Below are 17857 nucleotides of genomic sequence, written 5' to 3'. Positions count from 1 at the left end.
CCTCCTCTCATAATCTTTCTATTTCGACTATATATTCCGTACCATTTACCCATATACGCATAGTTCTCTTTAACCCTTTCTTACTTGTGAAGGGCTCTTTTTGAGCAAAAATAAATTTATCCTTGACGTTGCGAATTTTTTCTTCATAGGCCCGGTAAATCTCATGGGCTTCCTCAATAGAAACAGCCTGAAACCTGATTGCATCTCCCGGCTTAGCCTGGGCTATTTTGTTTAAATCTGCGGTAATAACGGTGGCGATTTTCGTGTAACCCCCGGTAGTTTGTCGGTCAGCCATCATAATAATAGGCAAACCATGCCCGGGGACCTGGATAGAACCCATGACAATACCATCAGAGATAATATCCGGACTTGTCTTATGCTGGATTTTGGGACCATCCAGGCGATACCCCATACGGTCAGCTTCGTTAGTTACCTGGTATTGCCCTTCCAAAAAGGTTCTAATTCCGTCCTCGGTAAAGGCATCATCCTGGGGACCCAGCACAACCCGTACCAGGATGGGATTGGTAAATTCATACCGGTACTCCCTGGGTACCGTTCGATTGATCAATCTCCTTAAATCTACCCGAGGAACCCTTATGCCAATTTCATCTCCCTTACGTAAACTCCTCCCTGCAAAACCGCCTATCTGTCCACGTACATATGTAGACTTACTGCCCATCACTACCGGAACTTCAAACCCTCCGGCTACCGCTAAATAGGCACGACATCCTGCCTTCACACCCGTAAATTCCAGTTTGTCGCCTTTTTGGACTTGTAAAGCCTGCCAGAGAGGAAGATCCTGGCCATTTAACCTGGCTCCCAGATCAGCCCCTGTCAGGGCAATTACGCCTTCAGCCTGGAATTCCAGGGTGGGTCCCAGGAGAGTAATTTCCAAACATGCCTCACCTTCCGGATTACCTACCAAAAGATTGGCTATACGCAAAGCGTATTCATCCATGGCTCCGGCCACAGGAATACCCCACTGTTGATAACCGAACCGTCCACGGTCCTGTATCGTTGTCAGGAGGCCTGGTTTTATAACCCTGATAAAACTCATGTCAAACCTCCTTCTCACTATAATTCTCGGATTTAACAATGTACTGGCCCTTCTCAACCAGTTGGGCTATTTCCTGGTATTCTTCGGGAGTTATTTGATAAAAACGCACATAATTTCCTGCTTGTAAGAGAACGGGTTTTTCCCTGGCAGGGTCGAAAAGTTTGACAGGAGTACGGCCAATTATTTGCCAGCCGCCTGGACTTTCGATAGGATAAACCCCTGTTTGGCTTCCTGCGATACCTACAGAACCAGCAGGAATTTTTGTGCGAGGTGTCTGAAGCCGCGGTGTAGCTATGCGTTCATCCATGCCACCCAGGTATGGAAATCCGGGAGTAAATCCAAGCATATAAATTAAATAATCTGTCCCCGTGTGAATTTTAATAACCTCTTCCGGAGTCAATTTCGCATGTTCAGAGACAAAGTTTAAATCAGGTCCATATTCCCCGCCATATACCACAGGCAATAAAATAACCTGGGGCTCGGGAAGTTTTAATGAACCTAGATTGGCTTCGATTTTTTCAAGTTGAAGGATTAAATCACCATATTTCCAGGCCAAGGGTTCATAAAGCACCAGTAAAGAGCGGTAGGTAGGTATGAGTTCCATTATGCCCGGTAATTCAGCCTGTTCTATAGCTAACATCAAGCTACGAATTTTTTTGTTGATTTCCTTACTGATAGAATTGCCAAACTCTACCACCACCCCTTTATCCCCAGCAGGAAGAAACCTGGCCTTATCATACATGAAATCACCCCCGCTAATGGTGATTAAGAAGGGGAGGCAAAGCCTCCCTTTTCAGCTTTTATTTAAATAAATCTGTGATGCCTTTTAGAGAAAGAACTCCTGCATATATAGCTACAATAACAACAAGAATTCCGAAGAGCATCAACCAGGTAGGCTGTTTGTATTCCCCTACAATATCTTTCCGTTTGGAAGCGATGAGCATGGTTCCCAAAGTAATGGGAAGAATGAGACCGTTTAAAGCACCGGCCAGAATCAAGAGCTTGACTGGCTTACCAATAGTTACAAAAATTACCGTAGAAGCTACAATAAAGGCGATAATCCACCACTTGTAATTATTCTCAAAGGTGCTAGCCAGCGAGCGAAGGAAAGATACGGAAGTATAAGCTGCCCCCACCACAGAGGTAATAGCTGCCGACCAGAAAACAACACCAAACAGCTTATAGCCGATATTTCCTGCAGCTAACTGGAAAGCTGATGCAGGCGGATTGGCCGGATCCAGCTTGTGCCCTGCAGCAACTACCCCCAAAACAGCAAGGAAAAGAACCACCCGCATGACAGATGCAATAATGATACCTGTCACAGAACCCCTGGTAACTTCACGCAAATTTTCAATACCGGTAATACCTGCATCAATAAGGCGATGACCACCGGCAAAAGTAATGTATCCACCCACTGTGCCACCCAATAAGGTGATAATGGGTAAGAGAGGCACTTCAGTTGGAACAAAAGTACGAAGCAAGGCTTCACCTACAGGTGGCCTGGTTATAATGGCTACATATAAGGTTAAAAGAATCATTAGACCGCCTAAAACCTTGGCAAATGCATCCATGGCCTTGCCCATTTCTTTGGATAAAAAGATAAAAATAGCGATCATTGCGGAAATAATGGCCCCCATAGCAGGAGTAATGCCAAACATTACATTCATCCCCATACCGGCACCTGCAATATTACCGATATTGAAAGCCAACCCACCTAAAGCCACCAGGAAAGCAACAAAATAACCCAAACCCGGCAGTACCTTATTGGCTACATCCTGGCCGCGCATACCCGATATAGCGATAACGCGCCAAACATTCATCTGGGCTCCAATATCCAGAATAACTGAAGCTAAGATAATGAAAGCAAAATTAGCCATGTACTGCTGGGTAAAAACGGCCGTCTGAGTCACAAACCCAGGTCCGATGGCTGAAGTAGCCATCAGGAAGGCCGCCCCCAGGAGCGCCCCTAAACTAGCCTTCCCTGCTGTTCCTGTTTTAGTCTTGATTTCGAAATCTGCCATCAAACTTTCCCCCTTCTTGTCTTTATTAGATTATGAAATTAGCCAAGGGTTCAACGGAAACACCGGCTTCTTCCAGTGCTGTCCGAATTTCTTTCACGAAAGCAAGGGCTTCCGGATTATCCCCGTGAACACAAATGCTGTCAGCTTTGATGTCAATATCTTCGCCATTGATAGCTGTGACTTTGCCTTCCGTGACCATCCGAACCACCCTGGGAATAGCCACGGCTTTTTCGTGAATCATGGCTCCAGGCGTACCTCTGGCTACTAAAGTGCCATCGGGGTTATAAGCCCGGTCAGCAAAAACTTCTTCAGCTACTTTCAAGCCTATGTCTTTAGCTGCTCTAACCATCTCCGAATTAGCCAGTGCCAGTAAAATTAGATCCGGGTTTACAGCTTTCACAGCTTCGGCTATGGCTAAAGCCAGCTTGTAATCCCTGGCAGCCATATTATACAAAGCGCCATGGACCTTAACATGCTGCAGGGTCGTACCCATAGTCCGGGCAAAAGCTTCCAGAGCCCCTATCTGATAAATAACATAGTCTTTCACTTCCTCCGGACTCATGGCAAGGTTGCGCCTGCCAAACCCCTGTAAATCAGGATATCCGGGATGCGCTCCAATAGCAGTCCCGTTCTGGACAGCCATTTTTACAGTAGCGGACATAACCCGGGGATCTCCGGCGTGCATACCGCAGGCTATGTTGGCAGAAGTAATGATTTCCAGCAACTCCTTATCCATACCCAGTTTATACACACCAAAACTTTCTCCCAGATCACTGTTTAAATCTACCCTGTACTTCATTTACCCTCCCCCTAAAGACTTTGGCCTTGTGATTAGACCACTAGTCCATTTTGAAAAAAATATATTCTATGTTGAATTATTAAATTCCTTTCCCCAGAAACAGTTTGGCGATCAGGAGTTTGCTCCCTTTGCCCAATCCCTTGCCGAATATTTACTGCAAGCCGGTGCCGCCTCCGGACTGGTTCGGGCTACAGAAAAAAAGCAGGCCAACATCAGTGATCTGGCCTGGGGGTATAGCTTATTTACTTCATACAATCCCTCAAAATGCGGACAGCTTCCTGTATTTCCGCTTCGTTGACAATCAACGGCGGTACAAACCGGAGCACATTCCCGGCAGTACAGTTTATCAACAGCCCCCGTTCCTGGCATCGAGCCACTACTTCCGCCCCCGGTCCCGGCAACTCCAGACCCAGCATCAGCCCTTTGCCCCGTACCGGGCCCATCTCAGCCAGCAAGGAGCGCAGATACTCTCCTTTGACCTGAACCTGGGCCAAAAAACCTTCCTCCAGGATGATGTTCAAGGTCGCCAAGGCCGCAGCGCAGACCAGGGGGTTGCCGCCAAAGGTAGAAGCATGATCCCCGGGCTGAAAAGCCGCTGCCACTTCTTCTTTGGCCACAATGGCCCCGATGGGCACCCCGCCCCCCAGCCCTTTGGCTAATGTAAAAATATCTGGCTCGATGCCGAAATGCTCATAGGCAAAAAGTTTACCGGTGCGTCCAATGCCGGTTTGTACCTCATCCAGAATCAGCAGCAGACCATGTTCCCGGCAAAGTTGCGCTACCCCGGACAAATAAGCGGGATCAGGAGTTACTACGCCTCCTTCCCCTTGAATGGGCTCCAGCATGATGGCACAGGTTTGCGGGCCAATAGCCTCTGCCAGTGCCTGCAGGTCATTATAAGGAACATGCTTGAAACCAGGCACTAGCGGCTCAAAACCCTTCTGGTATTTGGGCTGGCCGGTGGCTGTTATCGCCGCCAGGGTCCGGCCGTGGAAAGAATTAATAGCTGTGATGATTTCATATTTTTCCGGCCCATAATGCAGTTTGGCATATTTACGGGCCAGCTTGATCGCCCCTTCATTGGCTTCGGCCCCGGAATTGCAGAAAAAGACCTTATCCCCGCAGGAGTTTTCCACCAGGAGCTGGGCCAGCCGAATCTGGGGCTCAATCCAGTAAAGATTGGAGCAGTGGATCAGCTTTTCTGCCTGTTTCTTGATGGCCTCCACTACTGCCGGGTGACTGTGCCCCAGGGCATTAACGGCAATTCCCGCTAGAAAGTCCAGGTATTCCTTGCCCTCTAGATCCCAAACCCTGGCTCCCTGCCCCTGGGCCAGTACCAGATTGAGCCTTCCATAGGTGTTCATCACATATTGTTTGCCTAAAGCTATCAGCTCGTCGGTTTTGTTCATCTCTCTCCCCCCTCAAGCCGACACCATCGTGCCGATTCCTCCATCTGTGAAGATTTCCAGTAATATGCCGTGCGGGATGCGTCCATCGATAATATGGGCCCGTTCCACTCCGGCCCGGATGGCAGCGGCGCAGCATTCCACCTTGGGCAGCATGCCACCCTTGATAATCCCTTCTGCTTGCAGTTCCTCCACCTGGCTCAGGGTTACTTCTGACAGCAAACTGGAACGGTCATTGACATTCCGCAATATGCCGGGCACATCGGTGAGCAAAATAAACTTATCTGCCCGCAGGGCCCCGGCCAGCTGCCCGGCCACATAGTCGGCATTGACGTTATAGCTTTTGCCATCACTATCCACAGCAATAGGGGCGATTACCGGAATATAGCCCTGGCTGATCAAATTCAGCACCAGTTCTGGCTGCACCTGGACCACTTCTCCCACCCGGCCCAGATCTTCGCCCTGAGGCCCTTTTCTGGGTACAGCCCGCAACAGGTTAGCATCCTGGCCCGTTAGGCCCACAGCTTTGCCCCCGTTTTTATTGATCAGGGCCACCAGTTCCTTGTTCAGCTTGCCACCCAGCACCATTTCCACTACTTCCATGGTCTGATCATCAGTAACCCGTTGCCCTCCCACAAACCGGGATTCAACTCCCAGCCTTTGCAACATGGTGGTTATATCCGGTCCGCCCCCGTGAACCAGGACGGGATGCATGCCCACCAGTTTCATCAAAATAATATCCTTGATCAGCGCCTCTTTCAGCTCCTGGTTAACCATGGCATGGCCTCCGTATTTGATAACCAGGATTTTGCCATGGAACTTCTGGATATAAGGCAAGGCTTCCACCAGCACAGCTGCTTTATCGATAATATTGAACATCCCGCTCCCCCCTTAGGTCCGATAATCAGCATTGATCCTGACATAATCATAGGTTAAGTCACAGCCCCAGGCGGTGGCCCTTTCTCTCCCCTGCGCCAGATCTACTTCGATGGTCACTTCTTTTTCTGCCAGCAGAGCCCGGGCTTCCTCTTCCGCAAAAGGCACCGGTGCACCTTCCTGGAATACCAGTAAACTCTTTTCCCCGGCCCGGAAACTAATGGAAACTGCCTGGGGGTCAAATTCCGCACCGGAATAACCCAGAGCGGCCATAATCCGTCCCCAGTTGGCATCAGCGCCGAAGATAGCGCTTTTCACCAGACTGGAACCGGCAATCGTTCTGGCCGCCAGCCGGGCTGCCGCCAGGGAAATTGCCCCTGTTACCTCAACAGTCAGCAATCTGGTAGCCCCTTCCCCATCGCGGGCAATAGCGATGGCCAGGCGGCGACAAACTTCCGTTACTGCCAGAGTCAGCTCTTCCCAGCCCGGCTGCCCCGGGGCCAGGGCCGACTCAGGCCCGGCCAGGCCATTGGCCAGGGCAACTACCATGTCATTGGTACTGGTATCGCCATCGACGGTAACCATATTGAAGGTCTGGTCCACCGCTTCCTTGAGCAAAGCTTGCCAGGCTGCCCCATCCACCCGGGCATCAGTGGTGATAAAGGCCAGCATGGTTGCCATATTGGGATGAATCATCCCCGACCCTTTGGCAATCCCCCCTACACGCACCGGTTGACCGGCAATTTCTATTTCCACTGCCGTTTCCTTGGCAAAGGTATCAGTGGTCATAATAGCTGCAGCAGCGTCACCACTGCCCTCCGGGTTGAGTTGAGCCCAGGCCCGGGTGATCCCGCTTTCAACTACATCCATGGGTAAAGGCACCCCGATTACTCCAGTAGAGGCTACAATCACCTCTTCAGCAGTTATTTCCCCACCACTCAGAGCCGCTACCTGAGTTGCCATCGCTCTAGCATCCGCTAGCCCCTGTTCCCCGGTACAGGCATTGGCATTACCGCTGTTGGCGACAATGACCCGCGCCTGGCCACGGTTAACCACTTCCTTTGACCACAGGACAGGTGCCGCCTGCACTTTATTGGTGGTGAACACCCCGGCTACTATAGCCGGTGCCTGACTGATGATCACTGCCACATCTTTTTTGTCACTATCCCGCTTTTTTATCCCTGCCGCTACCCCGGCCGCCTGATAGCCCCGGGGTGCGCATACTCCTCCTGGACAATCCCGCATTTTCCTTTCCCCTTTCTATGGCCACAACCCTGTTTCTTCTAAGCCCATGGTTTCCGGCAAACCAAACAGGATATTCATATTTTGTACTGCCTGCCCGCTGGCCCCTTTGACCAGATTGTCAATGGCAGAGACCAGAATTAAACGACCGGTGCGGGCATCCTTTTTCAAACCAATAAAGATCCGATTGCTTCCCGCACACCACTTGGTCTGGGGATACTGACCTGCCTCCAGTACCTTAACAAAAGGTTCTCCCCGGTAAAAGTCCCGGTAGATAGTCCTGATCTCTTCTTCCTCCAGATTCTGTCGTAACTTAGCATAGACAGTGCTCAAAATCCCCCGTGTCATGGGTACTAGATGGGGGGTAAAAGTGATGGTCAGGGGTTTTCCCGCCAGGACCGCCAGTTCCTGCTCGATTTCCGCCGTATGCCGGTGCTGCCCGACATTATAGGCTTTAAAGTTTTCGTTAACTTCACTGAAGTGCACTCCCAGGCTCACACCCCGGCCAGCCCCGGATACGCCGGACTTGCTATCGGCGATTATGGTATCGAGATGGAGCAGACCATGTTTCAGTGCCGGTGCCAGGGCCAGCAAAATGCTGGTGGGATAACAGCCGGGATTGGCCACCAGCCGGGCAGCCGCTATCTGCTCCCGTTTCAGTTCCGGCAAGCCATAGACTGCTTCAGCCAGCAACTGCGGGTATGAATGTTCCAGCCCATACCAGGTTTGATAGGCCACGGCATCTTTTAAGCGAAAGTCTGCACCTAAATCAATCACCTTCACCCCGGCTGACAGCAAACGGGCGGCAATGGGCATGGAAACCCCATGGGGCAGGGCCAAAAAAGCCACGTCCACCTCAGTTAGTTTGTCCTGTTCCTGCTCGATCAGTACCGGTAGCTCTAAGGGTGAAAGCTGAGGAAACACCTGGGCAATTTCCTGACCTGCATAACTTTGACTGGTTAAAACCTCTATTTTTACCTCCGGGTGACCCTGAAGGATTCTGATCAGTTCTGCGCCAGTATAACCGGTGGCACCAACAATACCAACTTTTACCACACCGATCCCCCCTGTATAACATGTTATAATTATACATCATTTCTGCATAATAATGCAAGAAAAAAGGACTCCGGTTATTGCCGGAGCCATTTCCGCAATAATGCTATACCATCTTTTGCCTGCTGGCAAACACTGTCCAGGCAATCCCCAGCAATAACAAGCCCAGCCATATCCCCTGTTCAAGGGAAGGAACCTCATGTAAAAACAGAGCCGCTAACAGAGTAGCTCCCACCGGTTCACTCAGGGCGGTAAGGGAAACCAGTCCTGCTGGCAAAAATTTTAGCGCCCACATCAAAAGGCTATGTCCTAGCAGGGTAGGAAAAAGAGCCAGCGCCAGGAACGCCAGCCAGTCCTGCCGGGAATAGCCGGTAAAGGAATAAGGGGAAAAGAGAATGGCCAGAGCCAGAAACAGGGCACAGGCACTATAAACTAAAAAGCTGTAATTCAGTGCTGTCAGGTACTGGCGACATTTCCTCCCGATCAAAAAATAAGCTGATACCATAACCGCTGAAAACAAAGCCAGCATTTCCCCCCGTAAATCCCCGCCAGTTCCTTGCATCTGCTGCCAGCTCAAACCGGCAGTAGCCAGAATAGCCAAAAAGATGCCAGACCAGCTCCCGGACGGTAATCTCTCCCCCAGCCAGAGTCGGCCCCCCAGGAGAACAAAAATCGGATGGGTAGCCACCAGTACCGTAGCCATTGCCACCGAGGTATATTTAAATGATTGCAACCAGGTACTCCAGTGCAGGGCTAAAAAAATTCCGGCCAGTACCGGCCAAAACCAAAACTTTGGCTTTATCTCTCCGTTATGCTCCCGCCAGTGCTTTACCATCAGCGGCAGGTAAAGTATTACAGCAAAAAAGACCCGATAAAAAGCGATAACCAGGCCATGGGCCGTTGCCAGTTTAGCCCAGAGCCCGGCTGACGATATAGCCAGAGTAGCGATAATCAAACCTGCTAACGCCATAACTCCTCCCCATTTCTTATCTCTTTCTCAGTATCTAGCAACTGACTCAAAGTAACAAAGCGATAGCCCTGGGCCCGCAGTCTGGTGATAATGAGCGGCAAAGCCTGCACCGTTTTGATTCGGTTCAGACGGCCATCATGCCCCAGGATAATCGCCCCGGGATAAACTTTAGCCACTACCCGGTCTGCCATTGCCTCAGGTGTTCTGGTCGTGTGATTTTCAATGCCCACTGTCCAGAGAACAATCCTCAGTCCTCTGAGCTCACAGGCTTCGATCAGCCGCCAGTCAAACCGTCCCCGGGGCGGCCGAAAGTAGTCCGGCACTTTACCGGTGATACGCTCCAGCAGAGAATTGGTCATATCTATTTCCAGAGCAATTTGTTGCTCATTCATCGCCACCATATCCTGATGGCTAAAAGTATGGTTGGCAATCTCATGTCCTTCAGCTATTTCCCGTTCCAGCAGGTCCCGGTGATCCTGTGCCGCCTGACCAATGACAAAAAAAGTAGCAGGAACGCGATATTGCTGAAGGATGTCCAGTATTTGCGGAGTAAAACGGGGATCAGGGCCATCATCAAAGGTCAGAGCAACCAGCTTCTCCCCCTGGGTATGGGCAGAAATCACTATCCTTCCCAGCAGATGGGCACTGGCCATAGCCTGCATCAGCTGGGGTTGCAAGACCCGCCAGACCAGGTAAACCAGCAAAAAAGTTAAAACCATCCAGTAGCGTCTTTTCATGGCTATCTCCGCCCTTCTGGTTATCCGTCTATGTTAATTATAGCCTTGCTAGTACTGGCTGGCCATTGTTTTTTGCTGGAATGTCGAATTACCTGGTTTTACGGGTGTCTTCAAAGTATGGCAGGGGAATGTACTGTACAGAAGGACGACGCTGAGGCGGTTGAGGATAGTACTCCATCAGTTCATAAATTTCCCGGGGCATGGCCGTGGAGACTGGTAACCCCAGTTCCCGTAACTGTTCATAAGAAATAGGATAATCATGAGTCCAGCGACCTTCACTGAAAATTTTCGCTAGTTCCGCTGCCCGCTCAGGCTGAAACTTATCGGCCAGAATTTCCTTGAGCTTGGTCTCCACCTGATTCATTGCCTTTCTGGCAATATCGGCCAGAATTAGGGTCTCGTCTTTACAATGTTCCTTCCCTTTTTCCTCTACTACTTTAATAACAGAGGCAGCCGGGTACTGACCGATCTGGGGATCCACCGGGCCCAGGACCGCATTTTCATCCATCACGATTTCGTCTGCCGATAATGCCAGCATCGTCCCCCCTGACATGGCATAATGGGGAATAAATACTGTTACTTTGGCTTTGTGCCTGCTTAAAGCAGAAGCAATTTGCTCTGAGGCCAGTACTAAGCCCCCTGGTGTGTGCAGAACCAGGTCAATGGGCATATCTTCGGGTGTAAGCCGGATCGCCCGCAAAACTTGCTCTGAGTCCTCAATATTGATAAAACGTGAAATCGGTATGCCCAGCAGGTTAATGGATTCCTGACGATGAATAAGGGTGATCAAACGAGAACCCCTTTTTAACTCAATTTCCCGCATTAAACGCACACGCTGCAACTCCAGGCGCCGCTGATTGAACATGGGCACCAGTGCCATAATCATAAAAACCAGCCAGAGCAAATTAAGGATAGTAGCCATCTTTTCCCTCCTCTGCAGTAGAAAGGGGAGCGCACCCCTAGCGAATCGCCCGGAGCCGCTGCACCCCCAGGGCCTGTGCAGCCAGTTGAGGCCGCCGCTGGGCATGAACCAGCCGCATTTGCGACCGCCGCTGCCGCGCCTCATATTCTGCCACCAGCGCCCGCTGACCAAGTTCAATCAGCCGTTTAACCATGGTACCGCCGATTTTCCCTACCTGTCTGGTAGTCAGGTCCCCGTTATCCTCCTCATTCAGAGGAATTCCCAACTCCTGAGCCACTTCAAACTTCAATTGTTTGAGGGCCGCTTCGGTAACCGGGTCCTTGCGTTTTCGGCGTGCCATTTAACCAGCCTCCTTTCGGAACTTGGTCAATTTTATTATGAGCAGGAACCCCGGTTTTCAAACTCACTACGAATCTGTTTTTGCAAGGCAGGCTTGTTTAAGATTTCCAGTGCTGTTAAAGCCATTGCCTGTGCGCCCAGCAGCAATCCATTTAAGCCCCCCGGTCCACCCGCCGCCTGAGCAAATTCCTGGGTATGAGCTGTTAGCCCCAGTGACCCTATGGCTACATAGGGATGAATAGCCGGTACTACCTGACTGACATTGCCCATATCCAGGGAACCCATGCCTTCCCGTCCAGAACGTATCTGTTCCACTCCCAGATAGCGTAACTTTTGCTCAAAAATACGGGCCATGGTCTGGTTAGTACACATCTCGTCATAGGATAATTCAAAATTATGCCATTCCACCTTGCAGCCAGTAGCCAGGGCTGCTCCCCGGGCGCAGTTATGTACCTTCTCCACCAGGGTATTGAGGTAGTTTCTCTGTTTGGCTCGAATATAAAACCGCGCCACTGCCCGTTCCGGAACAATATTGGGAGCTATACCCCCTTCTGTGATAATGCCATTGATCCTTACCCCATCGGGTAAATAGGGACGCAGTGCATTAATATTATTGAATAGTTGAATAACCCCTTCCAGGGCACTGATTCCTTCCTGGGGACTGGCCGCAGCATGGGCTGGTTTGCCGTAAAAAACATATTCAATCGCATCCATCGCCGTTGATGTAACCTGGGCACAAAAATGGTCAGCCGGATGAATCATCATAGCAAAATCCACGGCCTGAAAATAACCCTTCTGTACCAGAATCACCTTTCCGCCCCCGGTTTCTTCCGCCGGCGTGCCTATTACTGCGATCCGTCCCGACCACTCTGACCGAAAGCGGGCCAGAGCAAGACCTGCTGCTACTGCTGCTACCCCGATTATATTATGGCCACAGGCATGGCCCAGTTCCGGCAAAGCATCATATTCCGCCAGCAAAGCCAGGGTTGGCCCGGTCCCCTTGCCCTGGCATTCGGCCCAAAAGGCGGTTTCCATCTCACCTATGCCTTTTTGTACGGTAAAGCCACCAGCAGCCAATGCCTCAGTTAACAATTTACAGGCAAAGTACTCCTGGTAGCCCAGTTCTGGATGGCGGTGAATAGCCAGGCTTAAGTCCTGCCAGGTACTAAGATTTTCCTGCAACCATGTACAAATTCTTTCCCCGGTATCCTTTAGCAATTATTTTTCACTCCTCGCAAAGCTACTAACAAAGTTAAGGGCCCAACGGCAGTAGTTAGCTGCACCACCAGATAGGTTAAGCCCACCAAATTGATTTTGGCCTGTTCTCCTACCAGCACGACAGGGGTACTGATATCAGTAGTATAACCTGCCCTTTCCAGTTCCCGGGTGGCTATGCCGGAAATCACATTTCCCATTTCTGCCACCGCACTATACACTATTTTATTAAATTCACCTATAGGCTCCCCCAGCATCAGGCTGGCCAGCTGGCAAGCCTGATGCTGGTCCAGACCATAAAAAATCAGGCCTTCTACATCTCCGGTCATGGCAATATTGACCTTAACTTCCCTGCTTGTTAAGAGATGATTGTCCAGACTAAGCTGGCCTATCTGTACATCACTGCCTATTTCCTGTTGCAAAACCTCTCTGGCAGCTATAATAAAAGGATTAATCAACTCCGCTTGCAAGTCTCTCCCGTCCTTTCAGGCAAACTACTGGCTATTTCGACACTGCCGCCCCTCTTTCCTGCTGCTCAGGGCAAGTTACCTAAATAAACATATTTTAAATAGCGCGAGGCGATAGCTTGCGCCTCATACATTCTCTCCAACGGAGTGGGTGGTGCTGTTAAACTGCGCCGGGGAAAATAGCGGGATAGATGAAGTGGGATTTTAGAAGATAGATCTGCCAGCTTTCTTGCCAGCGCCTCGATCTGCTCCGGGCTGTCGTTTTCATCAGTAACCAAAAGACAGGTTATTTCCACATGAACCCCCGCCTCTACCGCCAGTTCTACTGCACGCCACACCGGTTCCGGGCGGGCTTTACACAGCTTACGGTAGAACTCTTTCTCTCCTTTAATATCAATGTTAGCTGCATCCAGCCAGGGCAACAGCTCCCGCCAGGGAGCTTCATTGATATAGCCATTGCTGACCAGCACATTTGCCAATCCTTTCCCCCGGGCCAATTTGGCCGTAGCCAGGACAAACTCAAACCACATCAAGGGCTCGGAATAGGTATAAGCCAGACCAATATTCCCGACTGGCCGGTAGTTTTCTGCCAGGGCCACCAGTTCTTCCGGACTGATTTCCTCCCTGCCTCCCCTGCCGCTTACCAGTTCCCAGTTCTGGCAAAAGGCGCAATCCAGGTTACAGCCCGTTGTTCCTACTGACAAAATCATGCTACCCGGTTTAAAGCGAAAAAGGGGTTTTTTCTCGACAGGGTCCAGGGCCAGGGCCCCAATTTGTCCATAATTGAGGGCATAAAGCTTGTTCCCTCTGTTCTCTCTCACTCCGCATCTACCTTTTTGTCCATCTGCCACAAGACAGTAATGAGGACATAACTGGCAGCGGATTTTTTCCCCTTCCCTCTGCCAGTACTGAGCCTCTTTCATACTATATCCCTCCACTACAGGTAGCGGGTTACAGTAAAGCGCCAGATCTCTACATCCTGATCCATCGGGTTAATGCCTGCTTTTTGCTTGGCAATCCGCAGCTGTTCTTCTACTGTGTCCACCCCTGGCAAATCAGGCAAAAGCAGGCCGCTACTTCGGCCTTTGCGGACTATCACACCATACTGGCGGGGATCCAGATCGGCCAGGGAATTAACCCGTTCTGCCGGGTTAAGAATATCTACGGAATATAGCAATTGACTCAATTCCTCTTCCTCTACCGGCCAGAACCGGGGGTCCCTGGTTCCTGCCGCAATGGCATTATGAATAATCTCCTCGGCAATAGTAGGCTGGGTAGGCTCGGTTGTGCCAATGCAGCCACGCAGCTGTCCATGTTTCTTTATGGAAACAAACACACCAGCAGCCTTTTCCAGTTCTGGAGGCAAATCTTTGGGTTTGTCCAGAATCTCTCCATTTCTCAGATAGTATTCCAGAGAACGGCGAGCCAGCTTTACCGGATAGCTTTCCCGGGCCCGACGGGCAGCAATTTCCTCTTCCCTGCGGTCAATCAATTTTTCCAGCAGTTCCCGCTCCGGATTGGGTCCCTGAGGCTTAAAACCACAGACTAGATATCCTACTCCAAAGGGGCCTTCATAGCTGAAAATCTCACACTGAGCATCCAGGCCATCCAGCGCTCCCAAAGCCATAATTAAGGGCCGCAAGCCACACTCCCCTGCCTTTTCCACCAGCTCTTCAGGCAAACGCAGAATTTCCTCAATTTGTAATAACTCCAGATTCTCTTTAATGCGCCGGTCAAATTCTTTGCCCTCAGGGGCAAAGCCAGAAGGAGCATCTGGTGTCAGTCGATGGGATAAATCCCCACTGGCAATTACCGCAACCCTGCGGCCCAGCAATCCTGCCGCCCGTTGCACCGCCAGCCCAAAGGCGTACAGTTCCTCTACCGCCAGTAGACCCATGTTAACTGAAACCAGAGCGCAGTCCAGCCCCGCTTCCTGCAAGTACCACAGAGGAACGATTGCACCGTGGTCCAGTTCCCATTTAGCACCTAGCCGCTGCATTTCCTCCCGGTCCAGAGAAACGACATTCACCTGCTCCCGGTATGCCATCAGGCCAATAGCCTCCAGTAAATTCAAATCTACCGGCCAGTCTGCCTTGACTTGCGGAGCACCAAAATCCGCCAGATTTCCCTGTACTCTTTCCCCCTTGCGAATAGTAATAGCATCACTGAAAACTGTCCCATGGGGGGAAATGAGTACAATCGCATCCGGTTCAGCCCTACGCACCTCATCAGCCCATTTTTTCATACCTGTTACGGTAGCCTCTACTTTAGTCAGCTCTTCCTTACCTATGGCCGGAATGATAATAGGGGGATGAGGGCTGAGCCCAACATAAACAATATTGTTCAACTTTATTCACCTCTGTACCTCAGTCTGGTTAATTTTAGTATAATATTGCAAAATGCCACAGTAAATAGCCCAGGCTACTTTATTCTGGTAATCCGGGTCCATCATTAGTTTTTCCTCTTGCGGATTGGATATAAAGCCAATTTCCACGGTAACTGATGGCATTGATGACACCCGGTTGGTAAAAATATCAGCAGTTTTTGCCACCCGTCGGGTACCGGTTATTCGTTGCAGTTCACTCTGAATTGCTTCTGCCAGCTGTTTGCTCCTGGCATCCCCCCCTTGATAGAAGGTCTGGGCCCCATACCATTTTTCTGAAGGAAAGGCATTAACATGAATACTGAGGAGCAGATCTGCTTTTGCGGATTCAGCAATTTCGACCCTTTTCTTTAAATCCAGCTGTTTTCTCAAGCTGAGAGAATCCACATCCTCAGGGGCCAGGTCATAATCACCGTTTCTGGTCATCAGGACTCCTGCCCCGGACTGAGCCAGCGCCAGTGCCAGTCGCTGACTCACCGCCAGGGTTATCTCCTTTTCAACCCCGCCATTTTTCCCTTTGGCTCCGGGGTCATACCCGCCATGGCCCGGGTCCAGTATTATCATTTTTCCAGCCAGTAATGGCGCCATAACCAGTATTTCCTCTTGCCTATTTTTCTCCCCTAGATACAGCCCCATACCAGTGGCTATCAACAGAAGTGCCAGTACACTCACCAGTGAACGCCAGCGAAAATAGATTATCCGCATTTGTTCCCACCTCCCCCTCAAACATTATGCCCGTGGAAGAAAAAATAAAACCGCTCAGCTGGCTGAGCTGAGCGAAGTACTTTTAAACTATTATTGCTTAAATTATTTTTTTAAGTGCACACCAGGATCCCGAAAAAAAATAACTTCACATATTTTTTTCTCTTTTACTGGAATAAACTCTTTATGATCTGCCGTTACCACAGGAGCATTTATGCGTTTTGCTAACGCAATTGCGAAGCAATCAGGAATAGAGATTTTTTTTATATTTATTTTTACATCCGCAGCAGTCTTCCATAGTTGCGTTTCCATATTTTCGATAACCTCTACTACAGATTTAATATCCTCAATTGCATTACTTGCAATTTCTTCTTTACCTGTAACTCGTAGAAAGTCGTGATATACTTCATAAGCATTAATCGCATGTAAATAGCAGCAATCTTCATTTTTAATAATCTCACTAATCATGTCTGCACCAGGTTCGTCACGTAGCCAGGCAATAATGGCACAAGCATCAAAAACAACCGCCATCCGTATCCCCTTCTTTTTCTATTTCCTCCCACTTACTTCTGATAAATTCCTCGCTACTAGTCGGTACAAAAGCATATTTTCCTTGAATTGCTTTTATCTTTGCACAGCGAAGTTCTCTCCATGTTTGAACTTCATAAGGAAGTTGCACCGATCGTGATGCAGATGTTTTTTTTATTATACCATCTTTTACAAACTTATGAACACAATTAAATTTATTATATTCAATGCTAGAATGGCTAGTTGTCAAAATAATTGACGTAGCAATTGCGGCCGCCCCACACACAAACGCATTAGACATACTCTTTCTCACTCCCTAAATTGCGCAAGAACACTATTTAGCTCTGTGAAACCTCGTTCGATAATTTCATTAAGTATTGATTTATCGGAAAAATAATTTTCAATTTCATTGAATGCATACCTGTCATTAAAATCACAAATTACTTCAATACCACGCTTCAGCGCACCTTTATTCGAAAGGCGTATAACTTCCTGATGGTCATTGTGTTCCCATGTGCGAAAATTACGTACAATTATGTTACTATAAAAGCGATTATCTACTATTTTGGTATTTTTAACTTCTATATCGCTTGTATTATCAGATAACTCTTTCAAAAAAGTATTTGCTATCTGTTTTAAAACAACCTTATCACTTATAGTGTCTATGTTAATTTGGGCTCTATTCGTAATACCGCAAAAATAAGGTTTAATATCTCCAATTAAGTCAAGTAAGTTAAAAATTAAAGAACTGCGTTCCATAAAATATTTTTTACCTAATTCCATATTTTCTTGCCAGTCCGGGGAATAGAATGCAGTCAGTTGAATGTTTACCTGCGAAACAATCAATTGGCTATAACCATGATGCGAGCTGAATATTATTCGTGGCATTTCCGGGTCAATTTCATCAGGAACTGGTAAGATCTCAGGTTGCAAATATAAATTTTTTAGTCTATCCTCTAATTCGTACGCTTTTCTACGAATGTGGGCCTGACGGGGAAATACAACACTAAAACTCGTATTAATCAATTTATTTTTCACTTCACGGACCCCCAAAAATATTATTTTCCTCATGACACACATTTGCATTATACTCTTACAAGTATTATGTACAATCTTTTATTGCAATGCAATATCCTACGT

The 17857-nt window shown here is 49.0% G+C and carries 20 protein-coding genes; all 20 read right to left on the bottom strand.

Annotation, left to right across the window (positions count from 1 at the left end):
• Positions 1-7 precede the first annotated feature (7 nt).
• Entirely contained in the window at positions 8-1057 is a 1050-nt protein-coding gene (locus tag ULO1_RS00960; RefSeq protein WP_079907143.1) for a biotin-dependent carboxyltransferase family protein, read from the bottom strand.
• A gap of 1 nt (position 1058) precedes the next feature.
• A complete protein-coding gene (gene pxpB / locus ULO1_RS00955) occupies positions 1059-1799 on the bottom strand; it encodes a 5-oxoprolinase subunit PxpB (RefSeq protein WP_079907141.1) in 741 nt (246 codons plus the stop codon).
• A gap of 58 nt (positions 1800-1857) precedes the next feature.
• A complete protein-coding gene (locus tag ULO1_RS00950; protein ID WP_078665938.1) occupies positions 1858-3078 on the bottom strand; it encodes an NRAMP family divalent metal transporter in 1221 nt (406 codons plus the stop codon).
• Positions 3079-3103: 25 nt separating this feature from the next.
• Positions 3104-3877 (bottom strand): LamB/YcsF family protein, encoded by a 774-nt coding sequence (locus tag ULO1_RS00945; RefSeq protein ID WP_078665937.1) that lies wholly within the window; start codon positions 3875-3877, stop codon positions 3104-3106.
• A 242-nt stretch (positions 3878-4119) separates the two neighbouring features.
• Positions 4120-5286 (bottom strand): acetylornithine transaminase, encoded by a 1167-nt coding sequence (locus ULO1_RS00940; RefSeq protein ID WP_079907139.1) that lies wholly within the window; start codon positions 5284-5286, stop codon positions 4120-4122.
• Between the two features lie 12 nt (positions 5287-5298).
• Entirely contained in the window at positions 5299-6162 is an 864-nt protein-coding gene (argB, locus tag ULO1_RS00935; RefSeq protein ID WP_078665935.1) for an acetylglutamate kinase, read from the bottom strand.
• A 12-nt stretch (positions 6163-6174) separates the two neighbouring features.
• The gene (argJ, locus tag ULO1_RS00930; protein WP_079907137.1) at positions 6175-7404 is read right to left on the bottom strand and encodes a bifunctional glutamate N-acetyltransferase/amino-acid acetyltransferase ArgJ; all 1230 of its coding nucleotides are present in this window, start codon (positions 7402-7404) and stop codon (positions 6175-6177) included.
• 15 nt (positions 7405-7419) lie between these two features.
• A complete protein-coding gene (gene argC, locus ULO1_RS00925) occupies positions 7420-8457 on the bottom strand; it encodes an N-acetyl-gamma-glutamyl-phosphate reductase (RefSeq protein ID WP_079932730.1) in 1038 nt (345 codons plus the stop codon).
• Between the two features lie 103 nt (positions 8458-8560).
• On the bottom strand, positions 8561-9424 hold the full coding sequence (locus ULO1_RS00920; RefSeq protein WP_079932727.1) for a DMT family transporter: 864 nt from the start codon (positions 9422-9424) through the stop codon (positions 8561-8563).
• Positions 9415-10161 (bottom strand): polysaccharide deacetylase family protein, encoded by a 747-nt coding sequence (locus tag ULO1_RS00915; RefSeq protein WP_078665931.1) that lies wholly within the window; start codon positions 10159-10161, stop codon positions 9415-9417. The genes ULO1_RS00920 and ULO1_RS00915 overlap by 10 nt, the downstream gene beginning before the upstream one ends.
• Positions 10162-10249: 88 nt before the next feature.
• Positions 10250-11083, bottom strand: coding sequence for a hypothetical protein (locus tag ULO1_RS00910; RefSeq protein ID WP_078665930.1), 834 nt, complete (start codon positions 11081-11083; stop codon positions 10250-10252).
• 37 nt (positions 11084-11120) lie between these two features.
• A complete protein-coding gene (locus ULO1_RS00905) occupies positions 11121-11423 on the bottom strand; it encodes an alpha/beta-type small acid-soluble spore protein (protein ID WP_079907134.1) in 303 nt (100 codons plus the stop codon).
• A gap of 35 nt (positions 11424-11458) precedes the next feature.
• Positions 11459-12640 (bottom strand): M20 family metallopeptidase, encoded by a 1182-nt coding sequence (locus tag ULO1_RS00900; RefSeq protein WP_200803493.1) that lies wholly within the window; start codon positions 12638-12640, stop codon positions 11459-11461.
• Entirely contained in the window at positions 12634-13107 is a 474-nt protein-coding gene (locus ULO1_RS00895; RefSeq protein ID WP_079932724.1) for a chemotaxis protein CheX, read from the bottom strand. Before ULO1_RS00895 ends, ULO1_RS00900 begins: the two co-directional genes overlap by 7 nt.
• 65 nt (positions 13108-13172) lie before the next feature.
• Entirely contained in the window at positions 13173-14027 is an 855-nt protein-coding gene (amrS, locus tag ULO1_RS00890) for an AmmeMemoRadiSam system radical SAM enzyme (RefSeq protein ID WP_079932721.1), read from the bottom strand.
• Positions 14028-14041: 14 nt separating this feature from the next.
• A complete protein-coding gene (amrA, locus tag ULO1_RS00885; RefSeq protein WP_079932719.1) occupies positions 14042-15451 on the bottom strand; it encodes an AmmeMemoRadiSam system protein A in 1410 nt (469 codons plus the stop codon).
• Between the two features lie 6 nt (positions 15452-15457).
• Entirely contained in the window at positions 15458-16192 is a 735-nt protein-coding gene (cwlD, locus tag ULO1_RS00880; protein ID WP_079932717.1) for an N-acetylmuramoyl-L-alanine amidase CwlD, read from the bottom strand.
• A 102-nt stretch (positions 16193-16294) separates the two neighbouring features.
• Entirely contained in the window at positions 16295-16720 is a 426-nt protein-coding gene (locus ULO1_RS00875) for a PIN domain-containing protein (protein WP_079932714.1), read from the bottom strand.
• Entirely contained in the window at positions 16704-17018 is a 315-nt protein-coding gene (locus ULO1_RS00870) for a hypothetical protein (protein WP_078665922.1), read from the bottom strand. Before ULO1_RS00870 ends, ULO1_RS00875 begins: the two co-directional genes overlap by 17 nt.
• A gap of 8 nt (positions 17019-17026) precedes the next feature.
• Positions 17027-17755 carry a hypothetical protein gene (locus ULO1_RS00865; RefSeq protein WP_079906482.1) on the bottom strand — a complete coding sequence of 243 codons (729 nt, stop codon included), beginning with the start codon at positions 17753-17755 and terminating at the stop codon, positions 17027-17029.
• Between the last annotated feature and the right edge of the window lie 102 nt (positions 17756-17857).

The sequence above is a fragment of the Carboxydocella sp. ULO1 genome, assembly GCF_002049255.1.
In the GTDB taxonomy this organism is placed as follows: Bacteria; Bacillota.
Note: the sequence above shows the minus strand (reverse complement) of the source record. Positions and strands in the feature narration are given on the sequence as shown.

Coding starts and splice junctions, on each gene's coding strand:
- ULO1_RS00960 (WP_079907143.1), bottom strand. CDS start 1,057: ATGAGTTTTATCAGGGTTATAAAACCAGGCCTCCTGACAACGATACAG.
- ULO1_RS00905 (WP_079907134.1), bottom strand. CDS start 11,423: ATGGCACGCCGAAAACGCAAGGACCCGGTTACCGAAGCGGCCCTCAAA.
- ULO1_RS00910 (WP_078665930.1), bottom strand. CDS start 11,083: ATGGCTACTATCCTTAATTTGCTCTGGCTGGTTTTTATGATTATGGCA.
- ULO1_RS00915 (WP_078665931.1), bottom strand. CDS start 10,161: ATGAAAAGACGCTACTGGATGGTTTTAACTTTTTTGCTGGTTTACCTG.
- amrS (WP_079932721.1), bottom strand. CDS start 14,027: ATGAAAGAGGCTCAGTACTGGCAGAGGGAAGGGGAAAAAATCCGCTGC.
- ULO1_RS00945 (WP_078665937.1), bottom strand. CDS start 3,877: ATGAAGTACAGGGTAGATTTAAACAGTGATCTGGGAGAAAGTTTTGGT.
- ULO1_RS00870 (WP_078665922.1), bottom strand. CDS start 17,018: ATGTCTAATGCGTTTGTGTGTGGGGCGGCCGCAATTGCTACGTCAATT.
- ULO1_RS00920 (WP_079932727.1), bottom strand. CDS start 9,424: ATGGCGTTAGCAGGTTTGATTATCGCTACTCTGGCTATATCGTCAGCC.
- ULO1_RS00950 (WP_078665938.1), bottom strand. CDS start 3,078: ATGGCAGATTTCGAAATCAAGACTAAAACAGGAACAGCAGGGAAGGCT.
- ULO1_RS00940 (WP_079907139.1), bottom strand. CDS start 5,286: ATGAACAAAACCGACGAGCTGATAGCTTTAGGCAAACAATATGTGATG.
- argB (WP_078665935.1), bottom strand. CDS start 6,162: ATGTTCAATATTATCGATAAAGCAGCTGTGCTGGTGGAAGCCTTGCCT.
- pxpB (WP_079907141.1), bottom strand. CDS start 1,799: ATGTATGATAAGGCCAGGTTTCTTCCTGCTGGGGATAAAGGGGTGGTG.
- ULO1_RS00875 (WP_079932714.1), bottom strand. CDS start 16,720: ATGGCGGTTGTTTTTGATGCTTGTGCCATTATTGCCTGGCTACGTGAC.
- argJ (WP_079907137.1), bottom strand. CDS start 7,404: ATGCGGGATTGTCCAGGAGGAGTATGCGCACCCCGGGGCTATCAGGCG.
- cwlD (WP_079932717.1), bottom strand. CDS start 16,192: ATGCGGATAATCTATTTTCGCTGGCGTTCACTGGTGAGTGTACTGGCA.